General features: G+C 54.0%; 19 protein-coding genes. 8 read left to right on the top strand and 11 right to left on the bottom strand.

Annotation, left to right across the window (positions count from 1 at the left end):
* Positions 1–5: 5 nt before the first annotated feature.
* On the top strand, positions 6–419 hold the full coding sequence (locus tag CJO09_RS04490) for a RidA family protein (protein ID WP_119441237.1): 414 nt from the start codon (positions 6–8) through the stop codon (positions 417–419).
* Positions 420–430: 11 nt separating this feature from the next.
* On the opposite strand, the gene hemL is transcribed toward CJO09_RS04490, so the two are convergent.
* The 3 genes from hemL to thiD all read right to left on the bottom strand — a co-directional run bounded on the left by hemL (position 431) and on the right by thiD (position 3,214).
* Entirely contained in the window at positions 431–1,708 is a 1,278-nt protein-coding gene (gene hemL, locus CJO09_RS04485) for a glutamate-1-semialdehyde 2,1-aminomutase (protein ID WP_119441236.1), read from the bottom strand.
* Between the two features lie 61 nt (positions 1,709–1,769).
* On the bottom strand, positions 1,770–2,420 hold the full coding sequence (gene thiE / locus CJO09_RS04480) for a thiamine phosphate synthase (protein WP_119441235.1): 651 nt from the start codon (positions 2,418–2,420) through the stop codon (positions 1,770–1,772).
* Positions 2,417–3,214: a bifunctional hydroxymethylpyrimidine kinase/phosphomethylpyrimidine kinase gene (gene thiD, locus CJO09_RS04475; RefSeq protein WP_119441234.1), complete on the bottom strand. Its 798-nt coding sequence runs from the start codon at positions 3,212–3,214 to the stop codon at positions 2,417–2,419. Before thiD ends, thiE begins: the two co-directional genes overlap by 4 nt.
* A 108-nt stretch (positions 3,215–3,322) precedes the next feature.
* Here thiD and CJO09_RS04470 point away from each other — a divergent pair, with 108 nt between their 5' ends.
* The 4 genes from CJO09_RS04470 to CJO09_RS04455 are packed head-to-tail and all read left to right on the top strand — an operon-like array spanning position 3,323 to position 5,301.
* Positions 3,323–3,487 carry a rubredoxin gene (locus tag CJO09_RS04470; RefSeq protein WP_114421268.1) on the top strand — a complete coding sequence of 55 codons (165 nt, stop codon included), beginning with the start codon at positions 3,323–3,325 and terminating at the stop codon, positions 3,485–3,487.
* A gap of 40 nt (positions 3,488–3,527) precedes the next feature.
* Positions 3,528–4,118, top strand: coding sequence for a YqgE/AlgH family protein (locus CJO09_RS04465; protein ID WP_119441233.1), 591 nt, complete (start codon positions 3,528–3,530; stop codon positions 4,116–4,118).
* Positions 4,111–4,515: a Holliday junction resolvase RuvX gene (gene ruvX, locus CJO09_RS04460; protein ID WP_119441232.1), complete on the top strand. Its 405-nt coding sequence runs from the start codon at positions 4,111–4,113 to the stop codon at positions 4,513–4,515. Before CJO09_RS04465 ends, ruvX begins: the two co-directional genes overlap by 8 nt.
* Before the next feature lie 9 nt (positions 4,516–4,524).
* On the top strand, positions 4,525–5,301 hold the full coding sequence (locus CJO09_RS04455; protein WP_119441231.1) for a lysophospholipid acyltransferase family protein: 777 nt from the start codon (positions 4,525–4,527) through the stop codon (positions 5,299–5,301).
* 32 nt (positions 5,302–5,333) lie between these two features.
* Here the strand turns inward: CJO09_RS04455 and CJO09_RS04450 are convergent, their stop codons facing one another.
* The 8 genes from CJO09_RS04450 to mpl all read right to left on the bottom strand — a co-directional run bounded on the left by CJO09_RS04450 (position 5,334) and on the right by mpl (position 13,805).
* Entirely contained in the window at positions 5,334–6,194 is an 861-nt protein-coding gene (locus tag CJO09_RS04450; protein WP_119441230.1) for a symmetrical bis(5'-nucleosyl)-tetraphosphatase, read from the bottom strand.
* Positions 6,191–7,369: an LPS export ABC transporter permease LptG gene (gene lptG / locus CJO09_RS04445; protein ID WP_119441382.1), complete on the bottom strand. Its 1,179-nt coding sequence runs from the start codon at positions 7,367–7,369 to the stop codon at positions 6,191–6,193. Before lptG ends, CJO09_RS04450 begins: the two co-directional genes overlap by 4 nt.
* Before the next feature lie 102 nt (positions 7,370–7,471).
* Positions 7,472–8,182: a monofunctional biosynthetic peptidoglycan transglycosylase gene (mtgA, locus tag CJO09_RS04440; RefSeq protein WP_119441229.1), complete on the bottom strand. Its 711-nt coding sequence runs from the start codon at positions 8,180–8,182 to the stop codon at positions 7,472–7,474.
* Between the two features lie 21 nt (positions 8,183–8,203).
* Positions 8,204–9,070: a shikimate dehydrogenase gene (gene aroE, locus CJO09_RS04435; RefSeq protein ID WP_119441228.1), complete on the bottom strand. Its 867-nt coding sequence runs from the start codon at positions 9,068–9,070 to the stop codon at positions 8,204–8,206.
* Positions 9,067–9,924: an energy transducer TonB gene (locus CJO09_RS04430; protein ID WP_245961215.1), complete on the bottom strand. Its 858-nt coding sequence runs from the start codon at positions 9,922–9,924 to the stop codon at positions 9,067–9,069. The genes aroE and CJO09_RS04430 overlap by 4 nt, the downstream gene beginning before the upstream one ends.
* 2 nt (positions 9,925–9,926) lie before the next feature.
* Positions 9,927–11,819 (bottom strand): ribonuclease catalytic domain-containing protein, encoded by a 1,893-nt coding sequence (locus CJO09_RS04425; RefSeq protein ID WP_119441227.1) that lies wholly within the window; start codon positions 11,817–11,819, stop codon positions 9,927–9,929.
* Positions 11,820–11,829: 10 nt separating this feature from the next.
* Positions 11,830–12,441, bottom strand: a complete 612-nt coding sequence (locus CJO09_RS04420) for a YqiA/YcfP family alpha/beta fold hydrolase (RefSeq protein WP_119441226.1) — start codon at positions 12,439–12,441, stop codon at positions 11,830–11,832.
* Entirely contained in the window at positions 12,438–13,805 is a 1,368-nt protein-coding gene (gene mpl / locus CJO09_RS04415) for a UDP-N-acetylmuramate:L-alanyl-gamma-D-glutamyl-meso-diaminopimelate ligase (protein WP_119441225.1), read from the bottom strand. The genes CJO09_RS04420 and mpl overlap by 4 nt, the downstream gene beginning before the upstream one ends.
* A gap of 115 nt (positions 13,806–13,920) precedes the next feature.
* Between mpl and CJO09_RS04410 the strand changes: the two genes are divergently transcribed.
* The 3 genes from CJO09_RS04410 (at position 13,921) to accB (ending at position 15,502) form a co-directional block, all read left to right on the top strand.
* Positions 13,921–14,421: a TlpA family protein disulfide reductase gene (locus CJO09_RS04410; RefSeq protein ID WP_119441224.1), complete on the top strand. Its 501-nt coding sequence runs from the start codon at positions 13,921–13,923 to the stop codon at positions 14,419–14,421.
* A gap of 106 nt (positions 14,422–14,527) precedes the next feature.
* Complete coding sequence (aroQ, locus tag CJO09_RS04405; RefSeq protein WP_119441223.1) at positions 14,528–14,962, top strand: type II 3-dehydroquinate dehydratase; 435 nt, start codon at positions 14,528–14,530, stop codon at positions 14,960–14,962.
* A 96-nt stretch (positions 14,963–15,058) separates the two neighbouring features.
* On the top strand, positions 15,059–15,502 hold the full coding sequence (accB, locus tag CJO09_RS04400) for an acetyl-CoA carboxylase biotin carboxyl carrier protein (RefSeq protein WP_119441222.1): 444 nt from the start codon (positions 15,059–15,061) through the stop codon (positions 15,500–15,502).
* Positions 15,503–15,504 lie beyond the last annotated feature (2 nt).

Raw genomic sequence — 15,504 nt, 5'->3', positions numbered from 1 at the left:
CAAATATGAAAATTCTTCAACCTCCCAATTGGGCGGAACCCAAAGGTTATGCAAACGGCACAATGGCTGAAGTGCAGGTGGGTAGCCGTATTATTTTTGTGGGCGGCCAAATCGGCTGGAATGCGCAGCAGGAGTTCGAAACGGACAACCTGGCGGAGCAGGTCGGGCAAACCTTGCGCAATATTGTTGATGTGCTGAAGGAAGGGGGCGCCGGCCCAGAGCACATTACCCGCATGACCTGGTATGTGGTCGACAAAAAAGAATATACATCGCAGCTACGCGAAATTGGCAAACAGTATCGTGCGGTTATTGGGCGTCATTTCCCTGCCATGACCGCTTTCGAGGTGGCGGCGCTTATTGAAGACCGTGCACGCGTGGAGATCGAGGTAACGGCGGTTGCTCCTGCGCCGTCGGCCTGACCTCCGGTTTGTTAAAGCGTTGCAAAAACCTTTTTCGCGGCTGCCAGGGTTTGTTCAATGACCTCGTCAGTATGGGTCGATGAAACAAACCCGGCCTCGAACGCCGAAGGCGCAAAGTAAACGCCTTGTTCGAGCATGCCGTGAAAGAATTGCTTGAACTGGTCGATATTGCAGCTTGACACTTCGTCGAAACTGCGTGGGATGCCGTCGCGGAAATACAAGCCGAACATGCCGCCGACGAAGTCGGCACTGAATGGAATCCCCGCTGCCTGGGCGTGTTCGCTTAACCCTTGTGTGAGCTTGCGTGTTTGTTGTTCGAGCTTGTCGTAGAACCCCGGCTCTGACAAGAGCTTGAGCGTAACCAGCCCCGCGGCGACGGCAACCGGGTTGCCCGACAGCGTTCCTGCCTGATACACCGGCCCCAGTGGTGCCACGCAGTCCATGATATCGGCCCGGCCTCCGAAAGCACCCACCGGCATCCCGCCGCCGATGACTTTTGCCAGGGTGGTGATATCGGGAGTAACTCCGGTTAAGCCTTGCACACCTTGTGGGCCCACGCGAAAACCGGTCATGACTTCATCAAAAATCAATAATGCACCGTGTTGTGTGCAAAGCTCGCGTAACGTTTCCAGGAATCCGGCATCGGGCTTCACGAGATTCATGTTGCCGGCAATGGGTTCCACAATAATGCAGGCAATGTCGTTGCCTTGTTGCTCGAACGCGGCCCGCACAGCTTCAGGCTGGTTGAAATCAAGGACGATGGTGTGTTGAACGAACTCTTTGGGAACGCCGGCTGAAGTGGGATTGCCGAAAGTGAGCATGCCCGACCCGGCTTTCACTAACAGGCTGTCGGCGTGGCCGTGGTAACAACCTTCAAATTTGATGATTTTTGAACGCCCGGTGTAGCCTCGGGCAAGCCGGATGGCGCTCATGGTGGCTTCAGTGCCTGAACTGACCAAACGGACCTTTTCAATTGATGGCAGACGCGCGGCAATTGCTTCGGCGATGTCGATTTCCCCTTCGGAAGGCGCCCCGAAAGAAAGTCCGTCTACGGCGGCCCGTTGAACTGCCTCAATAACCTCAGGGTGAGCATGACCCAGAATGGCTGGGCCCCATGAACCCACATAGTCGATATATTGTGTGTTCTCTGCATCCCAAATATAGGGGCCTTGCGCGCGTTTGATGAAGCGTGGCACGCCTCCTACGGAACGAAAAGCGCGAACAGGTGAGTTGACGCCACCTGGAATGGTTTTGCAGGCACGATCGAATAGTTCGGTATTACGGGACATAGTGAATAAAAGGTGGATAGTTACGACAAAAGAGATAGAAGGTAAAGTATAAGCCCGGCTATTAGGCTTCGAAAGCGTGGTTGAAACGTTGCGCCTGTGCGCGGATGTCGTTTGCTTCGAAAAGGCCGTTGATCACGGCAACGCTGGTGGCGCCTGCCCGAACCAGTGGCAGCGCATTTTCGGGGGTGATTCCGCCGATGGCGACAATGCCGGGGTGTGGTCCCGGCATTGCTGCCATTGCGGCACGGGTTTGTTGAAAGAGATCAAGGTCGGCCTTGACGGCATGGGGCTTTACGCTTGAAGGGTATACAGCGCCGAAGGCAACGTAATCGACTCCCATGTTCAGAGCTTGTTGCGCGCGCGCAAGCTCGTTGTAGCACGATGCGCCGATAAGCTTTCCCGGGCCGACGCGTTCTCGGGCAGTTCCGGGGTCGCCGTCTTCGCGGCCTAAATGAACGCCGTCTGCATCTACAGCCAAGGCCAGTTCAATGCTGTCGTTCGCGATAAAAACGACGCCTTGGCGTTTGCATATTTCGCGTAGGCGGCCGGCTTTGTCGACTGCCTCATGCCCTGTTAAGGACTTTTGTCGCCATTGTAAAGCGGTCATGCCGCCTTCTGCGGCCTGTTCAACCGCGTCCACAAGTTTTTCAAAATCCGTCCATTCGGGCGTTATGCCGTACAAGCCGCGGGGGAATTTCAAGCGAGATGTCATGGTGTCGAGCGATTAAAAATTTGTGCACCCATACCAGGCCGGAATGCGCGGCCGGTTAATGGCAGTGCCAATTTTAGTGCCGATTCCGTTGCGTCGGGTACTGCGCGACCGCGGGCAAGTTCAACGGTCAGTGCGCAGGCGAGCGGACCATTCTGATGGCTGACCCGGGAAGTGGGGGGTGTCCAGGGCCAGTTAATTAAAGTTTGCTCCGGGCCGTGCAAAACATAAGCTCGTTGTCCCGGGCGTAACTCAGTGCCGGTGGTGAGTACCCATTTTGCTCCAAATTGCATAAGTGTTTTGGCGGGTGTCGTGCTACGACGGGGTAGCAGGCCATCGGCAACCCATTGTGTCAATACACTGTTGTCGACCAGTATCAAGTCGGCTTGGGGTAATAAAAGCTCAAATGTGGCGTTAATGGCTTCGTCGGGGTCGAAATCGTCACTTTGCAATGCCTGCGGAGCGGTATGTAACTGCAGTAACAGAGGCACATTGGGATAGTCGGCGGCTATCTGGGCCAATACGCGCACTGAGTCAGTGGTGTACAGTGGACCTGCTTTGATGGCTTGCACATGCATGTCTTCCAGAAGGCAACGCGCCTGGTCATCAATGAGTTCCGCCGTAATGGCGTGAATCTCCTCGATGTTGGCGGTGTCTTGTACGTGCAGTGCAGTTACCGTACTAAGCGCGTGCGCACCGAGCGTGCTACAGGTAATAGCATCGGCGGGCAGGCAACCCGACCCGCTTGGGTCGAAGGGGCCGTACAGAAGGACGAGAGGGGGCGAGGTTTCAAACACGAATCAAAAAACGCTTTACTATTGCGATAAGTAAAATTGACCCCATTCTATAGGAACGGTTCCGCTTGTTGGTGGACCAAACGAAATTTTCAGTGAGTAACAAAAGTTATGCGTACATGGATGTGCCTAATCTGCGGTTGGATATATGATGAGGAGGCTGGGTTGCCTGAAGAGGGGATTGCGCCGGGCACGCGTTGGGAAGATGTTCCGCCCAACTGGGTCTGTCCCGAATGTGGGGCGCGTAAGGAAGATTTTGAAATGATGGAAGTCTAAACGTAATGATGGAACTTTAAACTGTCCAGGAGGGCGAGTCATGGCATCGATACAACTTAATAATGAACTGAGCGTCGACTTGTCCAAACAATTCCTGCTGGCAATGCCAGGCATGGATATGGGTGAGTGGGCGCACAGTGTGGTGTTTTTATGTGAACACAACACGGAAGGCGCGTTGGGCTTGATTGTGAACCGACCCAGCGATATTACGGTGGCCGACATGCTGGAGCGGCTTGATCTGCAAGTGGAACCCGGCGTCGAAGCGGTTGCAGCACAGGCTGTTTATCACGGTGGGCCGGTGCATACCGACCGTGGTTTTGTCTTGCACACGGCAGGCAATAAAACCTATGCGTCAACCATCGATTTGGGCGATTTCCAGCTCACGACTTCGCGCGATGTACTTGAAGACATCGCCAAAGGTGAAGGGCCTGAACAGTTTTTGGTGACCTTGGGTTATGCAGGTTGGGGCACCGGCCAGCTTGAAAGCGAACTTGCCCAGAATGCCTGGTTGAATGTCGAGGCCGCCCCATCGATTATTTTCGATATGCCTTACGAGGGGCGTTACGAAGCCGCGCTGGGCGCCTTGGGAATTCACTCGTCGATGCTTACGGGTGTAGCGGGGCATGCCTGACAAGGTTTTGCTGGCATTTGATTTTGGGCAGAAGAAGATTGGCGTGGCGGTCGGCAACAGCCTCACCCGCCAGGCCCGTCCGCTCACGATATTGTTTCCAAAAACACGGGTTGAGCGTTTCAATCAGGTTGCCGCTTTGCTTAAAGAGTGGCAGCCGGATCAACTGGTTGTTGGTTTGCCGCTTACAATTGACGGTTTGGAACAAGAGGCGTCGCGAGCTTGCAGGCGGTTTGCCAATCAGTTGAATGGGCGCTTTGGTATTGATGTGCAGTTGGTTGATGAGAGGGGTTCCAGCCTTGAGGCGCAAGATTTGCTGGGTAGTCATGCCCCCGACGACGCCATGGCTGCCGCAGTTATCTTGCAGCGCTATCTTGATGCGCTGGGTTCGCTTGAATAAGAGGTCGTTTTGCGTTTGATTCTGTTTTCGATCCGGTTTCCGCTGGTTTTAATCTGGCTTATTTCATGTCTGGTTTGCGTTGCACTGATTTATCCATTCGTTTCGGTGGAAGTGCGCAATGCGATGAATCATCATTGGTCCAGAGCCCTGATGTTTTTGTGCGGCGTAAAAATAAACGTCCTGGGCAAGCCAACACTTCAAGGTTCGGCGCTTTGGGTGGCCAACCATGTTTCCTGGATCGATATTTATGTGTTGGCCAGTGTGCGGTGTGTCGCATTTATCGCCAAAAGTGAAATCCGTGATTGGCCGGTTATTGGCTGGCTGGTTGCCAAGGTTGGCACAATTTTTGTGAATCGCAGTCAACGAAACTCGGTGCGTCAGGTAGGCACCGATATGCAAAAGTTGTTTGACCATAACATGGTGATCGGGCTATTCGCGGAGGGGACAACCAGCCGAGGTTTTGACGTTTTGCCCTTTCATAGCAGTTTGTTTGAGCCACCGGTTCGGGCCGGTATTACGATCCAACCTGTTGCCTTGCGATTCTTTCACAAAGGCCGTCGTAGCGATTATCTGGCTTTCGTGGGCAATGAAAGCCTGCTTCACAATTTATGGGTTTTATTAGGTACAACCGGTGCGATGGTCGAGGTCGAGTTCATGCCGCCTGTCCCGGTTGAACAATATGAAGGCGGGCGTGCAAAGGTTGCCGATTATGTGCGGGAGCAAATTCGCTCGGCTGTGATGCGAGACTTGGAGCCTGCGGCCCAAGAGGAACCTTTGGCCGCTTAATGAGATCAAGCTGAGCACGGCCGGCTGTGGCTTTAAGCGGAGCCTGGTGTTTGGTGGCTGATGCAGTCAATCTGAACCAGTTTGCGATCACTTAAACGCAGTGCTGTCAGTTTGCCGCCCCAAACGCATCCTGTATCCAGGCAAATTGCGTCCGGGCGAATCATGAGCCCGAGCGTAGACCAATGGCCAAAGACAATGGTTGTGTTTTGTGTGGCCCGGTCGGGAACATCGAACCAAGGCATCAGGTAGTCGGGTGCTTCGCTGCCCGGCGCGTTTTTATATGATAAATCCATGCGCCCTTTAACGTCACACATGCGTATGCGCGTGAGTGCGTTAATCACAATACGCAGACGTTTGTTTGGCCCAAGGCCGTCGCGCCAGCGATCGGGCTCGTTGCCATACATTTTTTCAAGGTGTTGCCGCCAATGTCTGGACTGCAACGCATGTTCCACTTCGGCAGCCAATGCCATGGTTTGTTTTAGCGTCCATGGTGCCAGTACGCCCGCATGAACAAGCAAATGGTTTTGTTCATAGTGGGCCATCGGTCGATGACGCAGCCATTCAATAATCTCGTCGGCGTCGGGCGCCCCGAGAATGTCGGCGATGGTGTCGGATTTTCCAGGTTTGCGCACGCCCGCGGCGACTGCAAGCAAGTTCAGGTCGTGATTGCCCAAAACGGTGACGGCCTTGTTGCCCATGCCCATAATACGACGTACGGTATCAAGTGAGCGCGGGCCGCGATTTACAATGTCGCCGGCGAACCAGAAGCGTGCGCCGTTGTCGGCAACGACTGCCGGGTGTTCAAGTAATTGGTCCAGGGCCGAACAGCATCCTTGAATATCGCCGATGACCCAGGTTGGGGGCGCAAGGGGGGAAGCGGGGGTGAGACTCATGTTGCCGATTTATTCCATGGTCCACGTGTGCGCACAAAGCGCTGGACCTGATGTTTGTTTTCCATGTAGATAAGCGTCGCCAATGCCAGCAGCAGGGCGGCAATATTGGGAACCAACGCCGTTACCCACGGAGACCAGCGGCTTAGCATGCCCACATTCAGGGCAAGCTGGTTCACCATGAAAAAGCCGACGCCGAGCAAAATGCCAATAAACACTTTGCCGCCGACCCCGCCTCGCCGTGTTTGCATAAATCCGATTGGAGCGGCAATGGTGATCATGACCAAAAGCGTGAAAGGGTAGGCAAGCTTGCGCCACAGTGCAACGATTTGGCGGTCGGTTTGAAGATTGTTGGCTTCAAGGTAGGCAATATAATCATTCAGTACGGCAATTGACATGCGTTCCGGGGTCAGGATACGGGCGATCAGGCGTTCCGGCGTCAAGCTGGTCGTGATCGTGCGTTCAGGAACTGTTTCCAGCGTGGTTAAGGGTTGTTCGGGTGCGGTTGCGTCATCCAGCGCACTCATGGCGTTTTCGCTAATTTGCGTTTCGGCGACCTCTTCCATTACAAGCGAGCCATTCTGAAAATAGCCTTGCTTGGCTTGTGAGAAGCGGACCAGTTCCTGACCTTCGTAGAATTCGTACAGGGTAATGCCGGCCACACCACCATTGGGTTTGAGTTCGGAAATATTGATAATCCGGGTGCCCTGGTTTGGCGCTTCTTCCTTGAACCAGTAGCCACTGTTTAACCGTCCGCCACCAGCGCGCCCCATGAGCTGTAAGGTGGCTTCGCTGGCTTTGATTTCCGCGGCGGGGGTGACGATCTCGGAAAGGAAAAATGCGGCTACGACCCACGGGATGGTGATAATCCAGAGCATACGCAGCAACTTCATACCGCTGACCCCTGATACCCGCAAGATGACAAGTTCATTGCGTTGAGCCAGACTGGCCAGCGCGAGAATGGCGCCGATTAACAATCCAATCGGTAAAAGCTCGTATAACCGGGTTGGCATTTGCAAGGCCTGAAGATAGAACAGGTCGAGCAATGTGAGCTTGGTGCCGACGTTGTCCAGTTCTTCAATAAGCGCGAAGAATGTAAACAGGCCTAGCAGAGCCAGCAAAACAACGATGCTGGACCGATAGATTTCTTTGGCAAGGTAACGGCGTGCAGTGCGCATGAAAAAAAAGTAAGGCTGGAACAGGCGTAAGCTTAACAAACGGCGGTGACTTCTGTGCGTTCTATTGCGTCGGCTTTAAGGGTTAGCGGGAAAAATGGTGGCTCAAGGCACCTCAACCATTCGCATGCGTTGCAGCAGGGTGCGGGTGCGCGACTGCAAATAACGGGTATTGCCACGTTTGTCATAGTAAGCCGGATTAGGCAGCATGGCGGCCAGCCGTGCCGATTGTGCGGCGTTCAGCTGTGAAGCATGACGCTTAAAGTAATGTTCAGCTGCTGCCTGGGCGCCAAAAACGTTTTTGCCCCACTGGGCAATATTCAGATACAGCTCAAGAATGCGTTGTTTGCTTAGAACGGCTTCCAGCATGAAAGTCAGGAGCAACTCCTGTGCCTTGCGCCAGTATGAGCGATCACTGGACAGGAACAGGTTTTTAGCCAGTTGCTGGGTAATGGTTGAGCCGCCTCGTACGCGTTCCGAACCGGACTCCGACATGCGCATATTGTATTCCCAGGCGCGTTGTATGGCTTCCCATTCCACCCCGCTGTGGTTAATGAAGTTCGAGTCTTCAGCGGCCACGACTGCACGTTTCAGGTTTGTGCTTATTTTGTCGTACGGAACCCAGGTGTGAATAATTTGTGCATTCGCCTGTTCTGCTTGTAATTGCGTCAGGGTGTTGCGCATGAAAGCACTGGTGCTTGGGTTGTGGAATTTTAACCAGATCACCATGACGAACAAGCCAAATTGGTAAAGCAGGAACGCGAAAAGGCCTGCCAGTAGCACGATGCCGATCAGCTTGCTTTTTGATCTGCTCATCAGGGGCTCCGGCGCGTGTTGTCAGCTGTGGCTCAGTTGAGCCCGCAGCATGGTTAAGACAGGTTCAATCTCCGGCGTGACGCCGTGCCAAATAGCGAATCCCGCCGCCGCCTGGCCCACCAACATGCCCAAACCATCGGCTGTCCGGTCGGCTCCCGCTGCCTTTGCCGCTTGCAGAAATGCCGTGTCATGTGCGGCGTAGAACATGTCGTAAGCCAGTGCGCCCGGCATGTATTGCATGCCGGGCAGGTTGGGTGCCGCCTGGCTGATGCTGCTGGATGTGGCGTTGATGACAATCGGCCAACGCCCCTGCGCCTGGTTGAGGCCCCCTGAAGATAGCCGCGCCGCATAGTGGGGCAGTTCCCGCGCGATATGTTGATGCAGTTCAGTGGCCCGTTGTTCTGTGCGGTTAACGATGTGCAGTCGTGTACAACCGGCTTCTAATAAGGGTGCGCACGCACCCCTGGCGGCTCCCCCGGCGCCCAACAGCAATACGTCGTGTCCTTTAACGTCAACGCCCAGGCGATGGAGGTCGGCCAGCAAGCCAACCCCATCGGTATTGCAACCATGCAAGCGGGCGTCTCCCCACCAAAGTGTGTTAACGGCGCCGGCAACTCTTGCCCGTTCGGTTAAACCGCCTTGCGCCATGGTCCATGCCCTTTCCTTGAATGGTACCGTTACGTTCAATCCGCTGCCTCCTTCGGCAAAAAACCGTTCAACAACAGACTCGAATGCCTCGATAGGTGTCGGCAAGAGATCGTATTGCAATTGAATACCGGTTTGCTTGGCGAAGGCCGCATGAATTTGCGGTGATTTGCTGTGTGCAACAGGGTTGCCTATGACCGCAAAGCGCTTTACTTTCGAATGGTTTTGCTGGTTGGGCGTCATTGGGTGGTTAACTCGTTGTTGGTGAAATGCCAGGTTCGGGTAATGGCCAGAATATCGGTTTCCGCTGCCACCTCGGGGGGCAGAGGGGGGAATGGTGCCGCCAGTTGTACGATGCGCCGTGCGGCTGAGTTCAGAACGGGTTCCGAAGAGGGCTGGTTGATTTCAACATTTCGCAGTGTGCCGTCGCGGTCAATATACACGGTGAGCTGTAACGAGCCATAGATACGCCCACGTGCTTCCTGCGGATAATGCTCTGTGCCGATTTGCTCGATTTTCAGGCGCCAGGCTTCGACATATTGTGCATAAGCTGCGCGTTGTGCCGCCGGCCCAACAAACTGTTGCCGTGGCCGGCTGTTATAAGCCTCGATACGGGCTTTTAACGCAGCAATTCTGGCGTTAAGTACCTGGGCATCGCGATTCAAGTCGTCGCTGCCCGGGTCGGGAGATTCCTGGAAAAGTTCCGGCCGCAGGCGTGGCTCGGCTGTGGTGGTTTCTGAAATTAATTGCGTCAGTAGCTGCTCTTGCTCAGACTCCAGCTCCGCCTGTCGTTTGCGCAGTGCCTCCAGAATAATTTCATTAACTTCATTTTCCTGGGTGCGAGGCAATGGCGAAGAGGCATAAGTTTCGCCTGTGTCGTTGCCGCCGGCATTCAGGTTTTGTTGGGCCAGTATTTGTGCATTGGCCGGCTCGGCCTCGGTGCGCGTGTTAACCAACGTGACTTCAAGTGAGCTGACCGGCATGCGGGTATTTGGAGCAAGGTTTGAAAATGTCAGCAACAAGGCCGCCCCATGTAAACATAGGGAAGCGATTAGCCCGATAACCAGATAGAAATTGTTGTCGGGGGTTTGTTGCACCGTTATTGCTCCGTGTCGAGCGTTTCAATATACCGGCACTCTACATCGAGTGCCAGCTCATTGAAACCCGTGAGTGCAAGGCGAACCCGGCGGCCTCTTTCAAGCGCCGGCAGACCGGGAATACGCGTAATAAAAGGAGCGCAATCGAAACGAACCAGATCTTCGCGCAAAACACTGGCAGTAACCTCGGTGAGTTTTTCCTGTTTAAGCCAACGAATGCACCAATAGCGTTCAATTGTCGACTGAAACTCGTTCCAGGCCGCGTACTGCGCATCAAAGGCCCCAATAATGGCAAAAAGGTCGGCCTCCTTGGGTTTGAAAGGCGCGACCAGGCGGGCTGATACGCCATGTTCCGCCGCGGCAATGATTTGGCCCTGATTGACGAGGTCGACGTAACGCCGCAGCGGTGAAGTGCTCCATGCATACTGGGGCACCCCGATGGCTTCATGCGGCAGGGCTTGGGTCGACATACGCACACGACCTGCTTGTTGAGAGCGATAGATGCCCGGTACGCCGTGTTGCGCCATGAAGGCGCCCCACAGATTGTTGGTGAGAATCATGTATTCGGCAACCAGGCGATCAAGCGGCGCGTTACGCTGGCGCGGAGTCAGTTTTACGATGCTGCCGGGGTCATCGGGTTCGCCTTCAAGGTAGAACATATACTCAACCCGATTATTGTTTTCGGGCTTGCCTCGCAACGCCTCGCGTTGGGCGTTCAAGTGGCGGGAAAATTGCCACAATGGGCGTAACCAATGAGCATAAGGTAGGGGAGCCGAAGGGTCTTCCAGCGCGGCTTCCGTTACGTCGGCATCCAGCCAGTTGTGGCGCAGATTTTCCTTAACCGTGATGCGGTCCAGCCGGGTTTGTGTTTCCAGAATCTCACCGCTGCGTAAATCGGTTGTGACGTACAGTGAAAGTGCGGGACGGCTTTGCCCGGCATCCAGTGAGAAGGTTTCAATGATCTCGTCTGGGAGCATTGGAATTTTCTGACCCGGCATGTAAACGGTGGACATGCGTTTGCGGGCCATTTGGTCCAGCTCATTGTCTCGTTTCACCAGCAAGCCGGGGGCGGCAATGTGAATGCCAATCTGAACCTGGTCATTTCCCAGTGGGGTAACCGATAGCGCATCATCCACTTCAGTGGTGGTGATGTCGTCGATGGAGTAGGCCTCGACGTTCGCTTCCGGCAGTTCAAGGTTGAGTTCCGGGATGTCTGCAGATTGAAATTGAGTGCCTTTGGGAAAGTGGGTCGCAAAAAATCGGTCGCGGTGCAGTTTTAACGGATGAGGCCAGGCGCCTACATCGAGCAATAGTTGTTCAGGTGTGGTGCCGCGTTCTTTAACGGCAGCCTCAAAAGCTTTCCATTCAAGGGTGTTCTTGTCGGGCTTAACCAGGAACGTGGACGCGACTTCGCCAATGCGTTCCGGTAGTTGCCCGGCCACCAGTTGCTCCGTCCATTCCTGTTGTTGTTCGGCCTGGCGCTTTTTCTTTTCAATTGCGGCCAGGGCGGCTTCAAGAATATCGGGGGGCGCCGGTCGATAACTGCCTTTTCCGCGCCGGTGAAAATAAGCAGGTGCGCTGTTCAGTGCGAATATCAAAGCCGCCTTTTCCACCGATGTGGGCGGGTGACCAAAATAATCCTGGGCGAAATCCGCCGCGCTAAACTCTTCTTGCGGTGCGCACTCCCATAGGAAGTCGATCTCGAAGGTTTGGGCCAAATCTTGCGCACTTTGCAGCAATTCGGCCGGCGCAGGCGAATCGAATCGGAACAGCACCGTGGCGTTCTTTATCTTGCTTCGTTTTCCGCTTTCCGACTCAACCTGCATGGTTGAGTCGCTTTCGGAAAAAATTTTTTCGGCTTTGAAGCTTCCGCTATCTTCGTAAAGAACGTACATAAACGTTGTTTTAATCTGTTTTTTGGTGACTCAAACCAGAGTCGAGAATAAAAGAGGTGACTTCAGGCATCCAACGCGCAAAATCGTGTATGCCGTGGTCGCTGCCGCTGATAACCCGACTGGGGCAGCCTGCGTACCATGCCACCATTTCTTTCCAGTCGAGTACTTCATCGCCCGTTGCTGCCATCAGGAAAAAGCGTTCCGGCTGGGCGGGCGGACCGATTTTCATTGCAGCCAGCTCTTGCAGATAATGACCGTGGAATTCGAATGGCTCGTTACTGTGATATTGCGTTTGCTTGCCGGTATGAATCGCCAGATCACGGGCCGCATCAATAACTGGATTCAATAGAACAGCACGGCAAGACCATTTTTGCGCCAGGTACTGAGCATAAAAGCCGCCAAGTGACGAGCCAATGATGACCGGGGCGCGATCGCGACCGGATGGTGTGTTTGCGTTAGACGAAATGAGATTGTTACATAAATCGATGGCTTCTTGCGGACCGGCCGGAAGTTGGGGGCAATGCCAGACATCGGCAAAGCCTTGTTTGGCCATTTCCTTTGCCAGCATTTGGGCTTTTGTGGAATGGGGCGATGAGCGAAAGCCATGTAGATACAAAATCATGGTGAGCCCAGTGCCTCCAGTAATGCGACATGAATGCCGCCAAAACTGCCATTGCTCATAATCAGAATGTGGTCGCCGGGTTGAGCTGCGTCTTTCAACGCCTTTACCAGGGCTGCATGGTTGGAAAATGACGTTGCCCGTTTGCCTAAAGGCGCCAGTACTTCGTTGGGATTCCAGCCCAGTGCGTGCTTGCCGGTTGTTTCGCCGAAGCAAAAGGTGAGGTCGGCCAGTTCGAGTGCTTGCGGCAATTGGGCCGCCATAGTACCAAGCTTCATGGTATTTGAGCGCGGCTCGATGACAGCCAGAATGCGCGCCGGGCCTACAACGTGTCGAAGGCCTTGCAAGGTGGTTGCGATGGCGGTGGGGTGATGGGCGAAGTCGTCGTAAACCGTAATGTCATTGACGACGCCCCGCACCTCCATTCGGCGCTTGACGCCACTGAAACTGCTTAGCGCTTTGATCGCATGCTCAATTGAAACCCCTGCATGATGCGCAGCTGCTATTGCAGCCAACGCGTTCATACGATTGTGCTCGCCGGTGATGTTCCAACATACCGGCGGGTAAGAGGCGCCGTGAAAGCTGGGGATGAAGTGAGTGGGCTGATTGCCGGGGGTATAGCGCCACATGCCGTCTGGACCGAAGGTTTGCACGGGCGACCAGCAACCCCGGGCCAGTACGTGATCAAGCGCCGGCGCATCAGAGGGCCGGATGATCAGGCCGTTTGAAGGAATCATTCGAACCAAATGGTGGAATTGGGTTTCAATGGCTTCCAGATTGGCGAAAATGTCGGCGTGATCGTACTCCAGATTGTTCAAAATGGCGGTGCGGGGCCGGTAATGTACAAATTTTGAGCGCTTATCGAAAAAGGCGGTGTCGTATTCGTCGGCCTCGATGACAAATAGCGGTTTGGCAGGATTATAGCGGGCGGAAACTTTCAAACCCGGTGCGATGCCGCCAATCAGGAAATTGGGTTCCAGGCCGGCTTGCTCAAGAATCCAGGCCAGCATTGAACTGGTCGTGGTTTTACCGTGTGTGCCGGCAACAGCAAGCACGTGTTGGCCTTGCAGAATGTTTTCGCCTAACCATTGCGGGCCGGAGGTATAAGGCAAGCCCTGATCGAGAATTGCTTCCATAAGGGGGTTGCCCCGGCTGACAACATTGCCGACGACGAAAAGGTCGGGCTGCAACGCCAGTTGCCCTGCACCAAACCCTTCAGTCAGGTCAATACCCTGTTCTTCAAGTTGTGTACTCATGGGGGGATAAACGCCGGTATCGCAACCGGTTACCTTGTGGCCGGCTGCGCGGGCGATAAGGGCCAGGCCGCCCATGAACGTGCCGCAAATCCCCAAAATGTGTATGTGCATGGTCTTCCTCCAGCCCCTATTGTAGTCAGACGGTGAGGCCGGCAGTGGCAGGCGGCAGTGCTAAAATGAATTTTATGATGATGTTGCATAAACCTCTACTTAGCGTCGGCGTATCATGAACCGCCGTCATTTTTTATCGCAATCGTTAGCGTTTGCGGGTGTGGCGACGGGCCTGTTTCCTTGTTTGGCATCGGCTCAAACAACTGAGGCGCAAATTCTATTTGCCCAATCGTATCCCGACCTGAACGGCACCGATCAGCCGTTGCAAAATTGGCGTGGTCGCCCGGTGGTCATGAATTTCTGGGCGACATGGTGTCCGCCGTGCGTGAAAGAGATGCCCGATCTGGAGGCTTTGAACCAAAAATATCCGGATATCGCTTTTGTGGGGTTAGGGGTGGATACGGCTGCTAATATGCGTAACTTCCTGCCCAAAGTGCAGGTTACATACGATTTATTGGTAGTTGGCTATGGCGGTATTGAGTTAATGAAACAGTTAGGCAACACGGCGGGCGGTTTACCATTTACGCTGGTTTTCAACGAAAAGGGGCGGATGGTCAAGCGCATTTTGGGTCAGGTTAAACCCGAGACGCTCGATGAGGTTTTGGCCCGGTTATAAGCGCCGTGTTGTTACGAGACGAAAATTAGCCCGGAATTCATGCTTTTTATAGACAAATAGCGTTCTTTAGCGTAAAAAAGACGTTCCAAAACGATAAAAGTATTCAATGGCGAAACACATACTGGTTTTGCACGGCCCCAATCTGAACATGCTCGGCGTTCGTGAGCCGGGTATATATGGTCATCAAACGCTGGCCGATATCGACGCGCGTTTAAGTCAGCTTTGTGTTGAACAAGACGCAGGGTGCGCAGTTTTCCAAAGTAATCATGAAGGTGAGCTGGTCGATCGCATTCAGGCCGCCCGCCACGATGAAACCGAATTTATTATTATTAACGCCGGGGCATATACCCACACCAGTATTGCGATCCGCGATGCGCTTGCTGCAGTAGGCATTCCTTTCATTGAGGTGCACTTGTCTAATGTCTATAAGCGTGAAAGTTTTCGCCATCATTCATATTTGTCAGATCAGGCTGTGGGCGTGATTGCCGGCCTTGGGCCTGCGGGATACGAGGCTGCGCTCCGTTACGCGTTGGCTCATTAGCTGCAATAGGTATTCAGTAAATTCATCAATTGTTTTTGTTTATTATTTTTTCGTGCACCCGCAGTTGCCGCTGGTGCCGTCTTTCGGGAAGGACATATGGACCTCAGAAAACTTAAAACCCTTATTGATCTTGTTGCCGACTCGGGTATTGCCGAACTGGAAATTACCGAAGGTGACGGCAAGGTCAGAATAGTAAAGTTCTCGCAATCGGTTCAACCGGTGGCGCAGGTTGCACCGGCGGCTCCTGCGGCCGATGCAGCGCCGGCATCTGCGCAACAACAGCCGGCTGCGCCCGTGCAGCCACAAGGGCATGCTGTTAAAGCACCCATGGTCGGCACATTCTATCGGGCACCGAATCCGGGTGCATCGCCTTTTGTTGAAGTGGGTCAATCGGTAAAAGAGGGTGAGCCGCTTTGTATTATTGAAGCAATGAAGCTGCTGAATGAAATCGAAGCCGATAAGGCCGGGGTGATCAAAGAGATCCTGGTTGAGAACGGTGAACCGGTTGAGTATGGTCAACCTTTATTTATTATTGGCTAATT

The sequence above is a fragment of the Neopusillimonas maritima genome, assembly GCF_003576595.1.
Taxonomy (GTDB): Bacteria; Pseudomonadota; Gammaproteobacteria; order Burkholderiales; family Burkholderiaceae_B; genus Neopusillimonas; species Neopusillimonas maritima.
Note: the sequence above shows the minus strand (reverse complement) of the source record. Positions and strands in the feature narration are given on the sequence as shown.

Bases quoted from the DNA above. Each gene is read 5' to 3' on its own strand.
- CJO09_RS04490 (WP_119441237.1), top strand. From the start codon at position 6: ATGAAAATTCTTCAACCTCCCAATTGGGCGGAACCCAAAGGTTATGCA.
- hemL (WP_119441236.1), bottom strand. From the start codon at position 1,708: ATGTCCCGTAATACCGAACTATTCGATCGTGCCTGCAAAACCATTCCA.
- thiE (WP_119441235.1), bottom strand. From the start codon at position 2,420: ATGACATCTCGCTTGAAATTCCCCCGCGGCTTGTACGGCATAACGCCC.
- CJO09_RS04470 (WP_114421268.1), top strand. From the start codon at position 3,323: ATGCGTACATGGATGTGCCTAATCTGCGGTTGGATATATGATGAGGAG.
- CJO09_RS04465 (WP_119441233.1), top strand. From the start codon at position 3,528: ATGGCATCGATACAACTTAATAATGAACTGAGCGTCGACTTGTCCAAA.
- ruvX (WP_119441232.1), top strand. From the start codon at position 4,111: ATGCCTGACAAGGTTTTGCTGGCATTTGATTTTGGGCAGAAGAAGATT.
- CJO09_RS04450 (WP_119441230.1), bottom strand. From the start codon at position 6,194: ATGAGTCTCACCCCCGCTTCCCCCCTTGCGCCCCCAACCTGGGTCATC.
- lptG (WP_119441382.1), bottom strand. From the start codon at position 7,369: ATGCGCACTGCACGCCGTTACCTTGCCAAAGAAATCTATCGGTCCAGC.
- mtgA (WP_119441229.1), bottom strand. From the start codon at position 8,182: ATGAGCAGATCAAAAAGCAAGCTGATCGGCATCGTGCTACTGGCAGGC.
- aroE (WP_119441228.1), bottom strand. From the start codon at position 9,070: ATGACGCCCAACCAGCAAAACCATTCGAAAGTAAAGCGCTTTGCGGTC.
- CJO09_RS04425 (WP_119441227.1), bottom strand. From the start codon at position 11,819: ATGTACGTTCTTTACGAAGATAGCGGAAGCTTCAAAGCCGAAAAAATT.
- CJO09_RS04420 (WP_119441226.1), bottom strand. From the start codon at position 12,441: ATGATTTTGTATCTACATGGCTTTCGCTCATCGCCCCATTCCACAAAA.
- mpl (WP_119441225.1), bottom strand. From the start codon at position 13,805: ATGCACATACACATTTTGGGGATTTGCGGCACGTTCATGGGCGGCCTG.
- CJO09_RS04410 (WP_119441224.1), top strand. From the start codon at position 13,921: ATGAACCGCCGTCATTTTTTATCGCAATCGTTAGCGTTTGCGGGTGTG.
- aroQ (WP_119441223.1), top strand. From the start codon at position 14,528: ATGGCGAAACACATACTGGTTTTGCACGGCCCCAATCTGAACATGCTC.
- accB (WP_119441222.1), top strand. From the start codon at position 15,059: ATGGACCTCAGAAAACTTAAAACCCTTATTGATCTTGTTGCCGACTCG.